General features: G+C 67.8%; 20 protein-coding genes. 10 read left to right on the top strand and 10 right to left on the bottom strand.

The window, feature by feature from the left end; genetic code table 11:
• Nucleotides 1-358: 358 nt before the first annotated feature.
• The 6 genes from HLH29_RS16310 to ispH are packed head-to-tail and all read right to left on the bottom strand — an operon-like array spanning nt 359 to nt 5320.
• Nucleotides 359-1312, bottom strand: coding sequence for a nucleoside hydrolase (locus HLH29_RS16310; protein WP_182968439.1), 954 nt, complete (start codon nt 1310-1312; stop codon nt 359-361).
• Nucleotides 1313-1324: 12 nt separating this feature from the next.
• Nucleotides 1325-2095 carry an ABC transporter permease gene (locus HLH29_RS16305; RefSeq protein ID WP_182968438.1) on the bottom strand — a complete coding sequence of 257 codons (771 nt, stop codon included), beginning with the start codon at nt 2093-2095 and terminating at the stop codon, nt 1325-1327.
• Nucleotides 2092-2829, bottom strand: a complete 738-nt coding sequence (locus HLH29_RS16300) for an ATP-binding cassette domain-containing protein (protein ID WP_182968437.1) — start codon at nt 2827-2829, stop codon at nt 2092-2094. The genes HLH29_RS16305 and HLH29_RS16300 overlap by 4 nt, the downstream gene beginning before the upstream one ends.
• Complete coding sequence (rnhA, locus tag HLH29_RS16295; protein WP_182968436.1) at nt 2826-3350, bottom strand: ribonuclease HI; 525 nt, start codon at nt 3348-3350, stop codon at nt 2826-2828. Before rnhA ends, HLH29_RS16300 begins: the two co-directional genes overlap by 4 nt.
• The gene (locus HLH29_RS16290; protein ID WP_182968435.1) at nt 3340-4305 is read right to left on the bottom strand and encodes a homoserine kinase; all 966 of its coding nucleotides are present in this window, start codon (nt 4303-4305) and stop codon (nt 3340-3342) included. The genes rnhA and HLH29_RS16290 overlap by 11 nt, the downstream gene beginning before the upstream one ends.
• Before the next feature lie 16 nt (nt 4306-4321).
• Complete coding sequence (gene ispH, locus HLH29_RS16285) at nt 4322-5320, bottom strand: 4-hydroxy-3-methylbut-2-enyl diphosphate reductase (protein ID WP_182968434.1); 999 nt, start codon at nt 5318-5320, stop codon at nt 4322-4324.
• Nucleotides 5321-5551: 231 nt separating this feature from the next.
• Here ispH and HLH29_RS16280 point away from each other — a divergent pair, with 231 nt between their 5' ends.
• The 4 genes from HLH29_RS16280 to HLH29_RS16265 all read left to right on the top strand — a co-directional run bounded on the left by HLH29_RS16280 (nt 5552) and on the right by HLH29_RS16265 (nt 11126).
• Nucleotides 5552-6151, top strand: coding sequence for a hypothetical protein (locus tag HLH29_RS16280; protein WP_182968433.1), 600 nt, complete (start codon nt 5552-5554; stop codon nt 6149-6151).
• A gap of 97 nt (nt 6152-6248) precedes the next feature.
• Complete coding sequence (locus HLH29_RS16275) at nt 6249-8201, top strand: OPT family oligopeptide transporter (protein WP_246374333.1); 1953 nt, start codon at nt 6249-6251, stop codon at nt 8199-8201.
• 204 nt (nt 8202-8405) lie between these two features.
• Entirely contained in the window at nt 8406-9401 is a 996-nt protein-coding gene (locus HLH29_RS16270; RefSeq protein ID WP_182968432.1) for an MsnO8 family LLM class oxidoreductase, read from the top strand.
• Nucleotides 9402-9449: 48 nt separating this feature from the next.
• Nucleotides 9450-11126: a M3 family oligoendopeptidase gene (locus HLH29_RS16265; RefSeq protein WP_182968431.1), complete on the top strand. Its 1677-nt coding sequence runs from the start codon at nt 9450-9452 to the stop codon at nt 11124-11126.
• A 128-nt stretch (nt 11127-11254) separates the two neighbouring features.
• Here HLH29_RS16265 and HLH29_RS16260 read toward each other — a convergent pair whose 3' ends face one another.
• Complete coding sequence (locus HLH29_RS16260) at nt 11255-11767, bottom strand: thioredoxin family protein (protein ID WP_182968430.1); 513 nt, start codon at nt 11765-11767, stop codon at nt 11255-11257.
• 113 nt (nt 11768-11880) lie between these two features.
• Here HLH29_RS16260 and HLH29_RS16255 point away from each other — a divergent pair, with 113 nt between their 5' ends.
• Entirely contained in the window at nt 11881-12192 is a 312-nt protein-coding gene (locus HLH29_RS16255) for a hypothetical protein (protein ID WP_182968429.1), read from the top strand.
• On the opposite strand, the gene HLH29_RS16250 is transcribed toward HLH29_RS16255, so the two are convergent.
• Both HLH29_RS16250 and HLH29_RS16245 read right to left on the bottom strand, forming a co-directional pair.
• Nucleotides 12178-13170, bottom strand: coding sequence for an SAM-dependent methyltransferase (locus tag HLH29_RS16250; RefSeq protein ID WP_182968428.1), 993 nt, complete (start codon nt 13168-13170; stop codon nt 12178-12180). The genes HLH29_RS16255 and HLH29_RS16250 overlap by 15 nt on opposite strands.
• Nucleotides 13167-13574, bottom strand: coding sequence for a DUF423 domain-containing protein (locus HLH29_RS16245; protein ID WP_182968443.1), 408 nt, complete (start codon nt 13572-13574; stop codon nt 13167-13169). The genes HLH29_RS16250 and HLH29_RS16245 overlap by 4 nt, the downstream gene beginning before the upstream one ends.
• 48 nt (nt 13575-13622) lie before the next feature.
• Between HLH29_RS16245 and pip the strand changes: the two genes are divergently transcribed.
• The 5 genes from pip to HLH29_RS16220 all read left to right on the top strand — a co-directional run bounded on the left by pip (nt 13623) and on the right by HLH29_RS16220 (nt 17929).
• Entirely contained in the window at nt 13623-14570 is a 948-nt protein-coding gene (gene pip, locus HLH29_RS16240) for a prolyl aminopeptidase (RefSeq protein WP_182968427.1), read from the top strand.
• 74 nt (nt 14571-14644) lie between these two features.
• Complete coding sequence (locus HLH29_RS16235) at nt 14645-15193, top strand: DUF4142 domain-containing protein (RefSeq protein ID WP_182968426.1); 549 nt, start codon at nt 14645-14647, stop codon at nt 15191-15193.
• A 51-nt stretch (nt 15194-15244) separates the two neighbouring features.
• Nucleotides 15245-15820: a cob(I)yrinic acid a,c-diamide adenosyltransferase gene (locus HLH29_RS16230; RefSeq protein ID WP_182968425.1), complete on the top strand. Its 576-nt coding sequence runs from the start codon at nt 15245-15247 to the stop codon at nt 15818-15820.
• Between the two features lie 896 nt (nt 15821-16716).
• The gene (locus HLH29_RS16225) at nt 16717-17382 is read left to right on the top strand and encodes a coiled-coil domain-containing protein (protein WP_182968424.1); all 666 of its coding nucleotides are present in this window, start codon (nt 16717-16719) and stop codon (nt 17380-17382) included.
• Between the two features lie 73 nt (nt 17383-17455).
• Nucleotides 17456-17929, top strand: a complete 474-nt coding sequence (locus HLH29_RS16220) for a hypothetical protein (protein WP_246374332.1) — start codon at nt 17456-17458, stop codon at nt 17927-17929.
• Nucleotides 17930-17947: 18 nt separating this feature from the next.
• On the opposite strand, the gene HLH29_RS16215 is transcribed toward HLH29_RS16220, so the two are convergent.
• The gene (locus HLH29_RS16215) at nt 17948-19720 is read right to left on the bottom strand and encodes an AMP-binding protein (RefSeq protein WP_182968423.1); all 1773 of its coding nucleotides are present in this window, start codon (nt 19718-19720) and stop codon (nt 17948-17950) included.
• Nucleotides 19721-19723 lie beyond the last annotated feature (3 nt).

The raw sequence follows: 19723 nt of genomic DNA, 5'->3' as shown, positions 1-19723 counted from the left end.
CAGGACCAAACGCCGACCACGCCGAAAGCCCGCCCCACGCCAGAACCGCGATCAACCCACCCAGCAGGCCAAGGATCAGCCAACCCGACAGACGCACCAGCCCCGCGAACACAGGGTCCCCCACCCCGCCGGTCGCACGGGGCTGAACAGGAGAAGCCGCGGCAGACGACGCGGACGAAGACCCGGACGAAGACCCAGGCGAAGGCGGGGGCGATGTTTGATCCATGCGGACTCCGGACAGCAGGACGCCCCACATGGAAGCGACGTCAGGATCGGCCGCGCCGGACCGGCGCGAACGCGCGACCATTACTGGAGCGCACCCCGATCCGGCAACCTTCCATTGCCCCGCCTCAGTGCTTTATGGCGATCCGATGCCAAAGCGCGACAGGCGCTCGATCACCAGATCGAAGTAACCCTCGGCATCCACCCTGTTGAGAACAAGGGCGTTCGGATGCCGGCCGGTCACGCTCCACCAGTCGATCACCGTCATGCCCCGCGTCAGCGTTCCGTGGCATTCGACCCCGACATGCGCCAGCCGGCCGCTGAACAGATCCGGGCGCAGCAGCGCCGCAATCACCGTCGGATCATGCAGCGGCCCGCCATCCGTGCCCCACTGGCGCGCGTTGAAGCGCTTGTTGAAGGTCAGCAGATGATAGAACGCCTCGGCCAACGGCGTGCCGATCGCACGCAGCCGTGCCATGCGCGCCGCCGTCGTCAGCGCCCGGTGCGTGCAGTCCAGCGGGATCATCGTGATCGGAACGCCCGATTCGAAGATCCGCGCCGCAGCTTCCGGGTCGACATGGATATTATATTCCGCCGCCGGGGTGATGTTTCCACCCTCGGTCCGCGCCCCGCCCATCAGCACGATCCCGTGCAGATGCCCGGCCAGGCGCGGCTCGCGCGCCATCGCCAGCGCGATATTGGTCAACGGCGCCAGGCAGCACAGCGTCACGCTGTCGCGCGGGCGGCTCATCACCAGTTCGACGATCCGATCAGGGGCGAAGCCCTCGGCCGCTTGCAGCGAAGGCGGCGGCAGGTCGTAGCCATCGAACCCGGTGGTGCCATGCACATGCTCGGCGGTACGCAGCGCCCCCACCAGCGGCCCCGCCGCCCCGGCATAGACCGGCACATCCCCCCGTCCCGCCAGTTCCAGCGCCATCAGGGCGTTTCGCGTGGTCAACGCCAGCGGCACGTTGCCCCCCACCGTCGTCAGCGCCAGCACCTCCAGCTCGTCGGGCGATGCCAGCGCCATGAGGAAAGCGACCGCATCGTCCGGCGACGGGTCGGTGTCGATGATGATGGCGCGCGCCACAATATCCCTCCTTCAATCGGACCGATCGTCCGGCACCCAGTACAGCATCCGCGCCAACGCCCGGTCCACCCCCCACCAGAGCAGCACCGTCATCGTCGCCAATACCAGCAGCGCCGCGAACATCAGGTCGGTCTCGAAGCGTGTATTGGCCGTCTGCATCAGGAAGCCCAGCCCGGACGACGCCCCCACCCATTCCCCCACCACCGCGCCCAGCGGCGCGATCGCGGCGGCCACCCGCAGGCCGGAGGCAAAGGCCGGCAGCGCCGCCGGCAGCCGCAGCCGCAGCAGCACCAGCCCAGGCCGCGCATCCATGCTCCGCGCCAGATCCAGCCAGCCCGGCGGCGTGCGGCGCAAGCCATCGAAGAAGGACGAGGTGATGGGAAAGAAGATCACCAGCACCGCCATCACCACCTTCGAGGCGATGCCGAAGCCGAACCACAGCACCAGCAGCGGCGCCAGCGCAAAGACCGGCACCGCCTGACTGAGCAGCACCAGCGGCATCATCCAGCGCCGCACGGGGGCCGACGCCATCATCAGCAACGCCAGAACGCCACCGCCCAACGTGCCCAGCAGCAGCCCCAACACGGTTTCCAGCAGGGTCGTCCCCGCCGCGCCGGCCAGCAATCCACGCTGCGCCCACAGGGCCCGCCCCACCGCTCCCGGCGGCGGCAGCAGATAGGGCGGCACCCCGCCCAGCCGGACGATCCCCCACCATAGCAGGCCCAGCCCGCACAGCGTGCCCACCGGCCGGCCCAGCCGCCCCGCGATTCGCCGCATGCTCATGGCCCCGCCGCATCCAGCATGCGGCGCAGCAGCACCCCCTGGGCATGCAGCACGGATTCCTCATCCGCCGGCCGGGGCACCGCGCCCTCCGGCACCGCAATGCCCGCCACACGCACCGGGTCACCCGCCATCAGCAGGATTTCCTGCCCCAGCCGGCAGGCCTCCAGCGGGTCATGGGTAATCAGCACCACCGTGCGCCCATGCAGCGTCTCGGCCGCCAGATCCTGCATCCGCGCCCGCGTCACGCTGTCCAGCGCCGAAAAGGGCTCGTCCATCAGCACGACCGGACGATCCTCGTACAATGTCCGGGCCAGCGCCACACGCTGGCGCATCCCACCCGACAGTTCGGCCGGCAGCGCCGTCAGCCGATCGGCCAGCCCCATCCGCCGCAGCAACTCCACCGCCCGGTCACGATCGGGCCGCCGGCCGCGCAGCCGATCGCCCAGCATCACATTGTCGATCACCCGCGCCCAGGGTTGCAACAGGTCGCGCTGCCCCATCCACGCCATCCGGCCCGCCAGCGGCGCGCCGTCATCGGCCGCAACCGTGCCCGCCGCCGGGCGATCCAGCCCCGCGATCACGCGCAGCAGGCTGGTCTTGCCCACCCCGCTGGAACCCAGCAGCACGGAAAACACTCCGGCCGGCAGTGTCAGGTCCAGTCCGGTGAACAACGCGCGCCCGCCATGCGCCACGGCCAGATCCCGCAGCCTCAGCGCAGGTGCCGGTGCCGTCACCGGCGACGAACGGGATAGGCCAGTCCCAGCGCGTCGCGTGCCGCCGTGGCCAGCCGGTCGACCCGCTCGTTATTCTCGTCGCCCGAATGGCCGCGCACCCAGCGCCACTCGACCTGGTGACGCTTGGTGATCTCCAGCAGCCGACGCCACAGATCCATGTTGGCAACCGGATCGCCCGAAGCATTGCGCCAGTTCCGGCGCACCCAGCCGGTGTGCCAGCGGGTGATGCCGTTGCGCACATATTCGCTGTCGGTATGCAGCACCACGACGCAGGGGCGCCTCAGCGCCTCCAGTGCCTCGGCCGCCGCCGTCAGCTCCATGCGATTGTTGGTGGTCTCGGCCTCGCCACCCGAAATCTCGCGCTCAGTGCCACGAAATTTCAGCAGCGCCGCCCAGCCGCCCGGCCCCGGATTGGGCTTGCAGCCCCCATCGGTCCAGATCTCGACCGGCGCGGACGCGTTCGGTACATCAAGCTCGAATGCGGCATCGGCCTCGATCGGCCGGTCGGTATCAGACGCCATAGACCGACGCATCCCCTGCCTTACGATGAAAGCGCAGGCGGCGCAGGTAATCGAGCGGGTCCTTGCGCGTCACCATCGCGCCGGGCGGCGTGTTCAGCCAGTCATACAGCCGGGTCAGCAGAAACCGCATCGCGGCCCCCGCGGCCAGCACCGGCATCGCCCGCCGCTCGGCCGAGCTGAGAGGCCGCACCGATTCATACCCCGCGATCAGCGCCCGCGCCCGCTCGGGCACGAACGCGCCGTCGGCCTCGAAACACCAGGCGTTCAGACAGATCGCAATGTCGTAGGCCAGGAAATCGGTGCAGGCGAAATAGAAATCGATCAGCCCCGACACCCTGCCATCCAGAAAGAAGACATTGTCGGGGAACAGGTCGGCATGGATCTGTCCACGCGGCAACGCGTCGGCTCTCGGCCAGGCCGGCAGGATCGCGGCCAGCGCGGCATCCAGTTCCGCCCCCAGGCCCGGCGACACCGAATCCGCATCCGCCCGGCAGGAGTCCAGCAACGGCGCCCAGGCGGCCGGCCCCAGCCCGTTCGCACGTTCGGCCGTATAATCCCGCCCTGCGACATGCAGCGCCGCCAGCGCGGCACCCACCGGCGCGCAATGTTCCACCCGCACGTCGCGCGGCCACACACCGGGCAGAAAGGTCGTGATCGCCGCCGGCCGTCCGGCCAGGCTGCGCAGGGCATCGCCGTCGCGCCCCGCCACCGGGCGCGGGCAGGACAGGCCGTGATCGGCCAGGGCCCCCATCAGCCCCAGGAACCAGGGCAGGTCGGCGGGATTCACCCGCCGCTCATACAATGTCAGGATAAAATCGCCGTCCGTGGTCCGCAGGACGAAATTGCTGTTCTCGACCCCCTCGGCAATGCCCCGGTAGGCCGTGAGTTCACCGATATCGTAGAAGGACAGGAACGCCCGCAGCGCCCCGTCCGACACATCCGTATAGACAGCCATGCGAACGGGGCCTTGATCAGCCCAGCGGCGCCGGCAGGCGGAAGGTCACGTTCTCTTCCTTGACCGTCCGTTCCTCGATTTCCAGCGTGAAATGCTTGGCCAGCGCCGTCACCATTTCCTGCACCAGCGCCTCGGGCGCCGAGGCCCCGGCGGTGATGCCCAGCGTGTTCACCCCGTCCAGCACCGACCAGTCCAGATTGCTCAGGCGCGGCACCAGCAGGGCGCGCGGCGCGCCGGAGCGTTCCGCCACTTCGCGCAGGCGCTGGGAGTTGGAGGAATTCGGCGAGCCGATCACGATCACGAGGTCGCAGCCCGGCGCGATGGCCTTGACCGCTTCCTGGCGGTTGGTGGTGGCGTAGCAGATATCCTCGCGCTTCGGCCCCTCGATCAGCGGGAAGCGGCGGCGCAGGATCTCGACGATCTCGGCGGTGTCGTCGACCGAGAGCGTGGTCTGGGTAATGAAGGCCAGGCGCGCCGGGTCGGCCGGCTGCACGGTCCGGGCCTCTTCCGCGTCGTTGATCAGGGTCACCGCGCCGGCCGGCAACTGGCCCATCGTGCCCACCACTTCCGGGTGTCCGGCATGGCCGATCATCAGGATGTGGCGGCTCTCGGGGCCGCCATCGGCGAAATGACGCTCGGCCTCGCGATGCACCTTGGAAACCAGCGGGCAGGTCGCATCCAGATACAGCAGGTTGCGCCGCTCGGCCTCGGCCGGCACCGTCTTGGGCACGCCATGGGCCGAGAACACGACATGCGCGTCAGCCGGCACCTCGTCCAGCTCCTCGACGAAGATGGCACCCTGCGCTTCCAGCTCCTCGACCACGGTCCGGTTATGCACGATCTCGTGCCGCACATAGACCGGCGCGCCATAGCGGCGGATCGCTTCCTCGACCACGCGGATCGCGCGATCCACTCCGGCGCAGAAGCCGCGCGGCCCGGCCAGAAGAACCTTCAGCGACCGCATGGGCGCCTCGACGGAAGCGGAATCGGAGGTCTGAATCATCTGGTCGGGCATGGTGTTCCCCAAACGGCCGGCGAGCGGTATAGGATACGGGCCGGGGGCAGCGACCGGCCGGCCGCGCATCCCGGTGCTGGTCCGGCCCTACGCAAACCGGGGCCATGGCGCAAGCCATTTTCCTGTAACCCCGGTGCATTTGGACATAGCCGTCCAGCCGGAGCCACACAAGCAGCCCGTCCACATGGCGGTCCCCGCAACCCTGACCAAGCACGAGACCCCGGAACCCGCATGACCTCCCGCATGACCATCGTCAGCCCGAGCGGCCTTCGCCGCTTTCGCCCCGCCCATCTCAGCGGCCTGGCGATCCTGCCGCTCGCCATGTCGCTGGCGGCATGCACCCTGGACAATCCGGATGCCTTCGCACCGTCCTGCCCGATCGTCGAGGTCCCCGGCGCGGCCGCCGACCTGGTCGCCTTCACCGGCCCGTCGCACGATATCGGCCACCTTGCCTCCCGTGCCAGCGTGACGCGCGTCACCGGCCAGTGCCACAAAGGCTCGGGAAAATCGGCCTCGGTCGTCGCCGATATCAGCCTGGGCCTGAACGTCACGCGCGGCCCCGGCGCCGGACGCACGCTCGAAATCCCGTATTTCGTCGCCGTGGTCTATGGCGACGAGATCAAGAACAAGAAGCAGTTCACCGAGACGGTGCAGTTCCCGGCCAACGTCACCCAGATGCTGACCCATACCCGCATCGTGCCGATCACGCTGCCGGTGTCCAAGCACGTCACGATCGACGGCTACCGGCTGGAGGTCGGCCTTCAGTTGACGAAAGAACAGTTGGATTACAACCAGACCCACCTGATCGCGCCGACCTTCCATCACATGTGACCAGCAAGCGGCCGCAGGCGCGCAACCATGCCGGCGGCCGGCGCCCGCCCGCGGCCTTCACCGACAGACCAAGCGATATTAGCGACATGAAGACAGCATGACGGACACCGCCCTTTCCCAGACCGCGCCCGCCCTCAGCCAGCGGGAAATGACCCTGCGCGGTTTTATCCTCGGTGCCCTGATCACCATCGTCTTCACCGCCTCCAACGTCTATCTGGGGCTCAAGATCGGCCTGACCGTCGCGTCGTCGATTCCGGCGGCCGTGATCTCCATGTCCGTGCTGCGGGCGATGGGCGGCTCCACGATCCTCGAGAACAACATGGTCCAGACGCAGGCCTCGGCGGCCGGCACGCTGTCCTGCGTGTTCGTCTCGCTCCCCTGCATGATCATGATCGGCTACTGGCAGCATTTTCCGTACCTGGAGACGACGCTGCTCACCATGGCCGGCGGCATGACCGGCGTGCTGTTCACCGTTCCGCTGCGCCGGGCCATGGTGACCAACAGCGACCTGCCCTACCCCGAAGGCGTCGCAGCGGCCGAGATCCTGAAGGCCGGGTCCGAGAGCGGCAGCCCCGAGAGCCTGCGCGCCCTGCTGACCGGCGGCCTCCTGTCGGCCCTGGTCACATTCGCCACCGGCGGGCTGCGCCTGCTGGCCGACGGCGCGGCGCTGACCGCGACCTGGAGCGGCGCCATCTTCCGCGCCTCGACCGGCTTCTCGCTGGCCCTGCTGGGCGCGGGCTATCTGGTCGGAATCGCCGGCGGCCTCGCCATGCTGATCGGCACCCTCATCGCGTGGGACGTCGCGGTCCCGATTCTCAGCGTCCGGCTGCCCAATCCCGGCCACCTCGCCGCCGGCGATTTCGCAACCCAGCTCTGGGCGCACAAGGTGCGGTTCCTGGGCGCCGGCACCATCGCCATCTCCGCCATCTGGACACTGGCCCTGCTGGCGCGCCCGGTCGCGGCCGGCATCCGCGACATGATGCACGCCCATGGTTCGGACGGCGAGGACGGGCGCATGCGCGACCTTACGCCGCGCACGCTCCTGCTGCTGACCGGCCTGTGCCTGGCCATCCTGTTCGTCCTGTTCGTCGCCTTCCAGTATCCCTTCGCCCATGGCGGTGCCATCGTCACGGCGGCGCTGGCGGCGGTGGCGTTCTGCGCCCTGTTCGGCTTCCTGGTCGCCGCCGCATGCGGCTACATGGCCGGCATCGTGGGGTCCTCCTCCTCGCCCCTGTCAGGCATCGCGATCATCGCCATCGTCCTGGTCGCGTCCTTCATGCTGGTGCTGGAGCCGCTGGGCGTCCTGCCCACCGAGATGTCGGCCAACGGCCGGCACCTGTCCGTGGCCTTCGCGCTCTATATCCTCTCGGCCATCGTCGCCTCCTCGGCCATTTCCAACGACAACCTCCAGGACCTCAAGACCGGTCAGCTGGTCGGGGCCTCGCCCTGGCGGCAGCAGGTGGCGCTGCTGGTGGGCTGCGTCAGCGGCGCCATCGTCATCCCGCCGGTGCTGGAACTGCTGTACCAGGCCTATGGCTTCGTCGGCGCCATGCCCCATGCGGGCATGAACCCCGACCATGCGCTGCCGGCCCCGCAACCCGCCCTCCTGACCACCATCGCCATCGGCATCTTCCAGCACCAGCTCGACTGGACCATGATCCTGATCGGCATCGCGCTGGGCGTCGTGCTCATCATCGCCGATCTGGGTCTGCGCCGCATCGGCGGGGCCCTGCCGCCGCTGGCGGTCGGCATCGGGCTGTATCTTCCCCCGGCGGTCAGCGTCACGCTGGCCATCGGCGCCATCATCGGCTGGGCCTGCTCGCGCGGTGCCCGTCAGGCCGAAGGCGGCGTTGCCACCATGCTGGCCTCGGGCTTCATCGTGGGCGAAAGCCTGACGGGCGTGCTGCTGGCCGGTGTTGCCGGCGCCACCGGCCGCGACGACACACTGGCCATCCTCTCACCCGACGCGACCACGCTGCCGTCGGTACTGGGATTCCTGGTCTTTGCCGCCATATGTGCATGGTTCGGCCACCGCATCCGCAAGGCCTGAAACCCTGTCTGGAAATGCGCGCTGGCGGCGATCCGACGCGCGTTTCCTGCGCTTCGGTGCTCATGGCCATCAAGGCCACTCCGCTCCGATGCTCGGAAACACACGACGGGCGCGGCCCTTTCGGGCCGCTCTCGCTCACCAGCCCACATTTCCAGACAGGGTTTCCGAGACCAGACACACGGACGATAAAAGGAGTTTCCAGCGGTGATCCCCTTCTCGGTCCTCGACCTGTCCCTGATCGTTCGTGGCAGTGACGCCGCCACCGCTTTTCGCAACAGCCTCGACCTCTCGCGCCATGCCGAGGCGCTGGGCTTTCACCGCTACTGGGTGGCCGAACATCATGCCATGCCGGCCATCGCGTCGGCGGCGACCGCCATCCTGATCGGCCATCTGGCGGCGGGCACGCAGCATATCCGCGTCGGCGCCGGGGGCATCATGCTGCCCAACCACGCCCCTCTGATGGTGGCCGAACAGTTCGGCACGCTGGAAAGCCTGTTCCCCGGCCGGATCGACCTCGGGCTGGGCCGCGCCCCTGGCTCGGACCAGGAAACGATGCGCGCCCTGCGCCGCGACCCCACCAGCGCCGATCGCTTCCCGCAGGAAGTCGCCGAGCTGCTGCATTATTTCGCCCCGCCCCAGCCCGGCCAGCGCGTGCAGGCCGTGCCCGGCGCGAGCATGGATATCCCGGTCTGGCTGCTGGGATCGTCGCTGTTCTCGGCCCATCTGGCGGCCCATCTGGGCCTGCCCTTCGCCTTTGCCTCGCATTTCGCGCCGGACATGATGGAAGAGGCCGCAACGCTCTACCGCCAGCGTTTCACCCCATCCGCCCGGCTGGCTCAGCCCTACGTCATGCTGGGGCTGAACGTGGTGGCCGCCGACACCGATGCGCAGGCCCGGTTCCTGTTCACCTCGCACCAGCAGCAATTCGTCGCCCTGCGCCGGGGCCGGCCCGGCCAGTTTCCGCCCCCAGTTGCCGAAACAGAGGGACTATGGACCCCGACCGAACAAACCGGAATCGACCGGGCGCTGGCCTGCGCCGTCGTGGGCGGCCCTGACACCGTGCGCACCGGCCTGGCCCGCTTCATCGAGCGCCACCAGCCCGACGAGCTGATGATCGTCGGCGCGATCCACGACCACGCCGCCCGCCTGCATTCCTTCGCCCTCGCGGCGGCGGCGCGGCACGCGCTGGCCGGGGCTTGACCGCACAGGACCGTGGACGGGCCGTATCGCGAATGCGATGATGCGGCCATGTCCATCCAATTCGCCGACCTCACTTTCCCCACCCCCTCCGCCGAAAGCCTCGATGCGGCCTTCGGCGCCGTATCCGCCCTGCTGGACGAAGGCGACCGCGCCCAGGCACTGACCCGCTTCGACGCCGAACGCCGGGCCTATGACAGTTGGGCCTCGATGGTCGCCCTGCGCTTCTCCCAGGACACCACCAGCCAGCAGGCCCGCACCGATCGCGACCTGGCCGACCGCCTGACCCCGCACGTGACCGAGCTTGAAGTCGCCATCAAGCGCCGGCTGCTGGATGACCCCGACCGCGCGGGCCTCGCCACCGCCGTCGGCACCCACACCGTCCGCCTGTGGGAAACCGACATCACCACCTTCGACCCGCGCATCCGCGAGGCACTGGAAGAAGAATCCCGGCTGGGCGCCGACTATACCGCCCTGCTGGCCGCCGCACGCGTGACGGTGCAGGGCCAGACGGTCAATCTGTCCGGCCTCGCCCCCTTCGCCGAACATCCCGACCGCGCCGTCCGCCACGAGGCCGAGAAGGCGCGATGGGACTTCTTCGCCGCCAACGGGCCCGAGCTGGACCGGATCTACGACCAACTGGTCCAAGTGCGCCACGGCATGGCGCGCACGCTGGGCTATGATACCTACACCCCTCTGGGCTACCGGCGGATGCGCCGCGTCGATTACGGGCCGGAAGAGGTCGCGCGCTTTCGCGACGACGTGCTGGCCCATGTGGTGCCGCTGGTGAGCGCGATCATGGAAAACCGCCGCCTGACCATGAACTGGGACCGGCTGCATTTCTGGGACGAATCGCTGATCGACCCGCTGGGCAACCCGAAGCCGGCCGGCGACCACGACCTGCTGCTGGAACGGGCGCAGACGATGTTCGACCGCATGGGCGGCGATCTGGGCACGTTCTACCGCCAGATGGTCGAAGGCGGCTTCCTCGACCTGCGCAATCGCGAGGGCAAGGCCGGCGGCGGCTTCTGCACCGCCTTTCCCAGCGTCGGGATGCCCTTCATCTTCGCCAATTTCAACGGCACCCAGCACGACATCACCGTCTTCACGCACGAAATGGGCCACGCCTACCAGAACTGGAAGAGCCGCGACCTGCCGGGGATCGACCTGCTCTGGCCGACCATGGACGCCGCCGAGATCCATTCGATGGCGCTGGAATTCCTCACCTGGCCGCAGATCGACCTGATGGTCGAGGACGGGCTGGCCGACCGCTTCCGCCGCATGCACCTGATCGGCTCGCTGAGCTTCCTGCCCTACGGCGTCTGCGTCGATCATTTCCAGCACGAGATCTACGCCAAACCCGATATGACGGCCGCCGAACGGCACGAAACCTGGCAGCGTCTGGAAAAGCTGTACCTGCCCTGGCGCGATTACGGCGACCTGTCATGGCCCGCCGGCGGCGGCCGCTGGCAGGCCCAGGGCCATATCTACCGCTCGCCCTTCTATTACATCGACTACACGCTGGCCCTGTGCTGCGCGATGCAGTTCTGGCTATACAGCCGGGCCGACCAGGCAGGCGCGATGGCAATCTATGCCGATCTCTGCGCGCTGGGCGGCTCGCAGCCCTTCACCGGCCTGGTCGACGCCGCCGGCCTGATCAGCCCCTTCAAACAGGGCACCCTGGCCGACATCGTGCAGGAGGCCGACCGCTTCCTGCACACGCGCTAAAAAGGCTGCTTGCAAAGTCACCCTGCCGGCGATCCGGCGTGCCGCTTCGCGGCACCCTCACTCGGCAGGCTGACTTTTCAAACAGCCTTTCGAATCAAGAAGGGCGGGGGAAACCCCCGCCCTTCCATTCAGGCCCCGCGGCCGTTCCAGCCGGCCAGCAGGTCAACGACCGCCTGGGCCGACATGCGCCGCGCATTCCCCAGTTCCAGCGTACCGTCCGGGTTCAGCAGCCGCCCCTGGGACGTCACGATCAGCACCGTGGGCACGGCCTTGATCGTCACCCCATAATGCTGGGCGATATCCAGGTTGGTATTGATCCGCCCGACATTGACCATCACGGTAACGAAATGCGCAGCCACCCAAGGCGCGACCGAGGGCAGCGCCAGAACACCCGACAGCATCCGGCAATCCGGGCACCAGTTGCCGCCGAAATCGATCAGCACATTGCGGCCCGTTTCCTTCGCTGTCCTGAAGGCGGCATCGACCTGCGCCTGCGCGCCCTCGGTCGGCCCATAGGGTGCGGCGACCGGCTTCGGCGTTTCCTGCCCCACCTGGGGCACGGGCGGCAGGTCGGCCAGGGCCGGGGTGGCGGCCAGACCGGCCATCAGGACGGTCAGGGGAAGAAGGCGGCGCAGAAGCATGAAATTCGGTCCATGAAGCCAAGGATGAACAAGGCATAATATCAGGTTAAGATGGATCTTACGCGGCAAAAGCCATACAGATCCATCATGACGATAAAAGGATCTTCTCCCGGATGACAGAGGCCGCGCAATCCGGCATCGCCCGCACCCTGATCAAGACCGCCGCCATGGTGGCCGTGACGGCCGGGCTGATGGCCACCCTGCGCTACAGCGCCCATGTCGCCTATCTGGTCGATCACATTGCCGGAACACGGCTGTGGAGCAGCCTGTACGGCATGACCGGCGCCTCGGACGCCGAGGCCCGCGAACGGCTGATCGTGATGGGGGTCGCCGTCACCTGCTTCCTGCTGGCCCTGCCGATCGTGCAGGGCGGCGAATGGGCGATCGACCGACTGCGCGCGCGCCGGGCCTCAGCCCGGCGGTAACGGTTCGGCCTGGGCCGCCGCATCGCGGTCCCACAAAAACGTCAGTTCATGCTTGTTGTGCCACAGATGCAGCACCCGCCCGCCCGGAATCGCGGCGAAGGCGGCGGCGGTCTCGTGGTCGGTGGTGCCCTGGAACTTGATGGTCATCACGATGCGCCGCGCCGTGCGGCCCGCGATCCAGCGCTGCGCCAGCGCCAGCAGGCGCGTCGGGTAAGCGATGATGTCGGAGAACATCCAGTCCACCGCCCCCAGTTCGGCGGGCTCGATCCCGAACGCGCTTTCCCGGCGCAGCGTCACCCCCGGCATCGCCGCCACCTGTGGCGCGAGGTCCGCACGATCCACCGCCACCACGTCCGCCCCACATTGCGCAATCGCCCAGGTCCACCCGCCAGGCGACGCCCCCAGATCGACGCAGCGTTCACCGGGCATGGGCCACGCACCCAGCCGGGCGCAGGCTTCCCATAATTTCAGATAGGCGCGCGAAGGCGGCCCCACCCGATCCTCGACAAACGGCACCACCCCGTTCACGAAGGGCGAGGATTTGCGCGCCGACAGCAACAGCGTATCCGGCGCCAGCAGCGTCCACCCGCCCAGATGCCCGGTGGGCGCCGCGGCGGGAAAGACCAGCGGCCGGGCGGCCACCGGCGGCAGGCGGTCCGCAATCAGCGTCGCGCGACGGTGATGGCGCACGGCATGGCAGGCCCAGTTGCGCTGCCGACCGCGCAGCAGCGCCACCGCCGCGCCGATCGAGGCGATGGAATGGATCTCGGGCTCCAGCCAGATATCCAGCGCCCATGCCGCCGCAACCGGCGGGCTGGCCGAAAGCGCCAGCCGCCCATGCCACGCCATGATGTCCGCGCCCTGCCGGCCCAGTTCCTCGGCCAGCGCGTCCTCGAACCCTTCGGCCGCCAGATAGGCCGCACGCACGGGGTGCGGCAGCACGACCGGCGCCTCATCGCCATGAACAGGTGCGGTCATCGGCGCAGTCCGTCCACCGCCAGAAGCAGCCACGCCAGCATCAGCAGGCTGCCGCCGGTGGGCGCGACCGGGCCCAGATGCCGCCCCGTCACGCCGGTCCAGCCGACGGCACCGCTGAACAGCACCACCCCCAGCGCAAAGGCGGCGCCGGCCAGCAGCAGCGGCACCCGCCGCCCCCGCACGCACAGCAGGATGCCGACCGCCAGCAGCGCGGGCGCGTGCCACATGCCCATCTGCACCGCCTCGCGCGCCAGCGCGCGGCCGGAAGAAGCGGCGAACATCGCATCGGGCAGGTGCGCCGCCAGCGCGCCGCCCGCCACCGACAGCAGCCCCAGCAGGCCGCCCAGCGAGAGGAAAAGCCGGGCCGCACGCGGCACCGAATAAGGAGAACCAGACAGAGTCATCACGACCGGCAGTCTAGCCGGGCGCCCCTGTTGCCGTATAGTCGCCCCATGCCACGCCACGACCTGTTTCCGGACATCGCGCCGTACGAAAGCGGCACCCTGCCTGTCGGCGACGGGCACGAACTCTATTGGGAACAGGCGGGCAATCCGGCCGGCCGGCCGGTCCTGTTCCTGCATGGCGGCCCCGGCGCAGGCAGCGGGGCGGTCCATCGCCGCTTCTTCGATCCCACGCACTGGCGAATCGTGCTGTTCGACCAGCGCGGCGCGGGCCGCTCGCGCCCGCACGCCTCGGTGGTCGCCAACACCACGCCGCACCTGGTGCAGGATATCGAGCGCCTGCGCACGGCGCTGAATATTCCAGACTGGCTCCTGTTCGGCGGCTCATGGGGCTCGACGCTGGCATTGTCCTACGCCCAGGCCCACCCCGAGCGGGTGCGGGCGATGATCCTGCGCGGGATCTTCCTGGGCCGGCCGAGCGAGTTGGACTGGTTCTTCCACGGGCTGGCCCAGGTCTTTCCCGACGCGCATGCGGCCTTCCTGTCGCACCTGCCCGAGCATGAACGCCACGATCCGCTGGCGGCCTATTGCCGGCTGCTGTTCGACCCCGACCCGGCGATCCACCTGCCGGCCGCGCGAGCCTGGTCGGGCTATGAGGGCACATGCTCCACCCTGATCCCCGCACCCGCGGCCGTCGCCGGCTTCGCCCGCGACCGCGCGGTGATCGGCCTGGCACGGATCGAGGCCCATTATTTCCGCCACGGCCTGTTCCTGCCGCCGGGCGGCCTGCTGGGCCATATGGAGCGGATCGCCCATATTCCCGGCATCATCGTCCAGGGCCGCTACGACATGATCTGCCCCTGCACCTCCGCATGGGACCTCGTCCACGCGTGGCCCGGCGCCACACTCAGCCTGGTGCCGGACGCCGGGCATTCCGCGCTGGAACCGGGGATCCGCCGGCGGCTGGTCACCTGCGTCGAAGAGATGCGCACACTCTAGCAGCATCGCCCGAACCCCATGGGGATGCCCACGTTGGGCCTGTATCCGCCATGCCGGGAAAGGATCGGGGACCGATGACGAAACATGATCGCTGGATGCTCTTCGCGGCACTGCTGCCGCTGGCCGCCTGCGCCACCGCGCCGAAACCCGCACCCGCGCCGCCGCCTGCCCTGACCGAGACCGACGCCACGTTCATCGAAAAGGCCGCCCGCAGCAACGATTTCATCATCGCGACGGCAAAGCTGGCCGCCACCCAGGCCCGCAACCCGCATGTCAAGGATTTCGCCGCCCGGCTGGTCTCCGACCACACAGCCAGCCAGGACCGGCTGAAGGCCATCGCCGACCGGCATGGCACCACCCTGCCCGCCGACCTGAATACGGACGAGGAACATGTTCTGGACAGTCTGAAGGCCGAAAAGGGGCGCACCTTCGACCGCGACTTCACCGCCCTGCAGATCGCGGGCCACAATGATGCCGCCCCGCTGTTCCAGGCCGAAGCGGCCAGCGGGTCCGACCCGGCCCTGAAAACCTACGCCATCGACATGCAGGCGGCCGTCCACTCCCATCTGGACATGGCCAGGACATTGGGCCAACACGGGCACCATCGTCGCCCGCATCACTGACCGGAACGAAGCCGCAGCCGGTCCCCCGACCGTGAGGAACCGACACGCACCATGAGCATCCGAATCGATCGCATCGTCACCCGCGGCGGCGATGGCGGGCAGACCTCGCTGGGCGACGGAACGCGGGTGGACAAATCCTGCGCGCGGATCGAGGCCCTGGGCGCGGTGGACGAGGCCAATGCCACGATCGGCGTCCTGCGGCTGCATGTGCCGGCATCTTCGCCCGATGCCGCCTGCCTGGCACGCATCCAGTCCCTGCTGTTCGATATCGGCGGGATCCTGTGCGTGCCGGAATCCGGACCAGCCGATACCGACAATTTTCGCGGCGGCGACGCGGCGGTCGCGTTTCTCGAACAGGCGACGGAACGGCTGCGCGCCTGCCAGGCGCCCCTGCGCAGTTTCGTGCTGCCAGCCGGCAGTCCGGGCGCCGCCCACGCTCATCTGGCCCGCACAGTGGCCCGCCGGGCAGAACGCCAGGTCGTGACGCTACGCCATGCCGAACCCGTCAGCGCGTCCGTCCTGCGCTGCCTGAACCGACTGTCCGATTATCTGTTCGTACTGGCCCGGCACCTGAACAATGACGGACAGGACGATGTGCTGTGGCATCCCGGCAACCCGGATATCTGAGAGCCTGACCGAAAATGCGCGCTGGCGGCGCTCCAGCGCGTGTTGCCTGCGCTTCGGTGCTCATGGCCATCAAGGCCACTCCGCTCCGATGCTCGGAAACACACGCCGGGCGCGGCCCTGCGGGCCGCTCTCGCTCGCCAGCCCACATTTTTGGTCAGGCTCCGACAGCGGCGCGCCTATCCGGGCCCACGGGATCTTCATTTTTTCAAATCATGTCGGCGCGCCCGGCATCGCCATTCAGGCGGCATACAGGATCGGGCTAGACATCACGGAAACGTGATGTTTATTATCCCTCCATTCCAGAACCCGAGGAAAAGACAAAAAACCCCCTGCTTTCTCCCACGTTCCCTCAGCAATCAGGCAGGAAATACCCTACCCGTCCAAAATCATCGGGAGTTACACAATAAACAATTACAACATCTCAACGTCATATCAAAAAAAATAAAATGAAATAAGAAAACATTACTTTAAAAAGAAACGAAATTACATGGCTAACACAAAAAACACACAATCTATCCATTCATTACGATAATATTCGTAATTATTTACGGTAATTTAATTCTAAATATTGCACAAGGGTGAAATTTTGCACATACGGCGTCAATTCAGCGCACAGCACCGGAAGAACATGCGATCAGCCCGGCCTTGCATTTTCTTCGGGAAAGAGAGTATGTGAAACTTATTGGATCAAATTCTCTTATCCATAATGCGCTTCGCACCCACCGGTTCCGAACCGGTAGCCTGCCTGAAACCGGCGGTCGGTCATTCGGCGCAGCGCAACAACAGCTTCCGTTTCGTCCGGAATGAAATGAACAAGACAAGAAAAACGCCCCCACATCGGCATATTTTCAACAAACATTCCCCACGATTTTCATCTCCTCTTTGAGAGACTCCCCATGTCCGCATCCTATAATGATACCTTCCCCTTTTCCGCAGATACCGAACAGCCCGACATCGACAATCGCGATGAGGTCAACGAGCAGGCGCTGCGTCTCGCCCTGTCCCGTCTCGGCTCGAAACAATCCGCCCCCGCTTCCTCCGCCCCATCGGCGCCCCGCGCCAACGCCCGTCCCTTCGATGCGGCACAGCGGCGGCGGAAATTCGTCCAGGACGGCGATGTCCGGGTCGAACATCATGTCCTGAACCGCCCCACGGCCCGCGCGATGCATGCGCCGCAGGACGATGGCGGCGAAATCGAGCGCCTGCGCCAGCAAGTCAAGCTGCTGCAAAAGCAGCGTGACGATGCCGACCGCGCCAGCCACGATGCCCAGAGCAGCCTGCGCTCGCTGGAAACCCGCATCGGCCATGCCGATATCATCCTGGCCGAAGCCCAGGCCGGACTGGCCAGCCGTGACGAGGAAATCCGCACCCTGCGATCCAGCCTGTCCGCGGCCCGTGCCGAAATCGCCCGCCTGACAGAGGAGCTTTCCGCTCCCAGGACGCGCGCCGCGGCCCCCCAGCTGCCCAGGCCCGCACCGGTTCCCCGTCCCCGCCGTGCCCCGGCCCCCGAGGTGATCGAGGACGAACCCGAGCCCGTGAAATGGTGGATCAAGAAGAAATAAGCCCGATCATCCTGACAATACGGCCCGTTCGCGCGGATTGGCGCGCCGGCCCTTGATCCGCGACACGCGGACCATGTCCCGTCTTTCCATCATGCTTGAACGGCTCGCGATCGTCCTGGTCATCACCAGCATGGCCGGCGCGGCCGCGATCCTGATGATGGCGCCGCTGGTCAACGGGCTTTTCCTGCTGCTGCGCGATATTTTCGGCATCCTGTTCCTGCCCTTCTCCTTCCTGTTCGGCATGGCCGGACAGACCGACCATGCGCGGGTCATGGGCAATGTCGTCGGCGGCATGGGGATGGAGCTGCTCTCTCACCCCCTGCGCACGCTGGCCGCCGCCATCACCAGCGCCGCCAGCGCGGTGCTGTTCGTCGTGGCACTCGGCCCAGCCGGCCGCATCGTCATGGCCGTCTCGCTGGCCGCCGGGCTTCTGGCCTTCTGGCTGGCCGGCGCCGCGACGGGAATGATCCTGCTGCCCGGCCTGCTGATCGAAATCCTGTACCTGCTGCGCCCTGCCCGCCCCGGTGGTACCATGCCGGGCGAGTAACGATTATGCGCAGCCGCGTCAGGCCGTCGCCAGCGCCTTGCGCATGATCTTGCCCGATCGCGTCGTCGGAAGCTGCTTCACGAACAGCACCTCCTTCAGCCCCACCCATCGGCCCAGGGCGCGCCCGACCCGTTCCACAATCTCGGCCGTCCAGCCTGGCTGTACCGGCCACGAGGCAGGCACGACATAGGCAACAGGCCTCTGCCCCCGCAACCCATCGGAGACAGCCGCCACGGCGCAGCCATGCACGGCAGGGTGGCCGGCAATGATCTTCTCGATCTGGACGCCGGAGACCCGCCGCCCGGCCACCTTGATGACATCGTCCGACCGCCCCAGCATATGCACGGCCTGATCGTCCGTGATCAGCCCCTCATCGAACGTGCGGTAACAGGCCCCATGATCCGCCAGATACGATGTCGGCGGCCGAAGCGCGCCCTCCTTCCAGATTCCGGCGAGGCAGCCTGGCGGAAGCGGCAGCGCCAGCAGGATTTCCCCACTCTGCCCGCCCTCGACCGGCGGGCGGACACGCGGCCAAAAACCGGGCGCGGGCCGCCCGATATCCTCCATGAGGGCCGGAGGGTCGCCTTCGGCCAGTCCAAAGAAATGCGCGGTGATGCTCCACCCGGTTTCGGTCTGCCACCAGTGATTCACCACCGGCCGGCGGAAAGACGACCGCGCCCAGTCCAGCAACGCCGGATCGGCATATTCCCCGGCGACAAAGACCCGCTTCAACGCGGGCAGATCATGGCCGGACAGGTCCGCCCCACCCTGGCGCATCACGCGCAACTGCGTCGGCGTGGTGAACAGGCACCGGACATCATGCGCGGCGCACAGCCCCAGGATCACGGCGGCAGAGGGGCACCCTTCCACAATAACGCTGGTGCCCCCGCTCAGCAGAGGCGCATAGACACCATAGGAATGTCCGACCACCCAACCGAGATCCGACGTGGTGAAGAAGCAATCGCCCGGCCCGCAGCCATAGATCAGTTCCATCGACAGGCTCAGTGCCACCGCATGGCCGCCATTGTCGCGGACGATCCCCTTGGGCGTTCCCGTCGTGCCGGATGTATGGAGAATATAGAGCGGGTCCTCGGCCCGCACCGGCACCGGGGGCACGGGCACGTGCCGCTCCAGCGCATGAAAATCATGATCCCGCCCCGGCTTGGCCCGCATCGGGCAGGCCGTACGCTGCACGATGACGCAGCCATCGGGCACATGCCCGGCTCCGGCCAGCGCCTCGTCCAGCGTCGCCCGCACAGGCAGGGCAGTCCGCCCCTGAAAACTGCAACTGGCCACGACGAGGATCTTCGGCGTCACGTCGTCGATCCGCCGCGCCAGCTCCGCCGCCGCATAGCCGGCGAAGACCACGACATGCACCGCGCCGATCCGCGCACAGGCCAGCATCGCGATTGCGGTTTCCACCATGCAGGGCGCCGCGATCAGAACCCGATCCCCCTTGCCGACACCCAGCGCGCGCAGCCCGCCCGCAAACCCCGCGACGCGGCGCTGAAGCGTGGTGTAGGACAGGATTTGCGTCTCCTGCGTCGCACAGGAATGCCAGACCAGGGCGGGCTGGTCCCCGCGTCCGGCCGCGACATGCCGGTCCACCGCATTGTGGCAGCTATTGAGCGTGCCGCCGGCAAACCAGTCATGCCACCCGTCCGCACGGGGCCGGCAGGCGGTCGCGGGCGCCTGCTCCCACGCAATGCGCCGCGCCGCCTCCAGCCAGAACCCGTCAGGATCGGTCGCGGCCGCGTGACGCATGGCGTCATATGTTGTCCACGGGAGCATGGC

The organism is Gluconacetobacter tumulicola (assembly GCF_014174215.1).
In the GTDB taxonomy this organism is placed as follows: Bacteria; Pseudomonadota; Alphaproteobacteria; order Acetobacterales; family Acetobacteraceae; genus Gluconacetobacter; species Gluconacetobacter tumulicola.
This window is presented reverse-complemented; position numbering and strand designations above follow the sequence as displayed.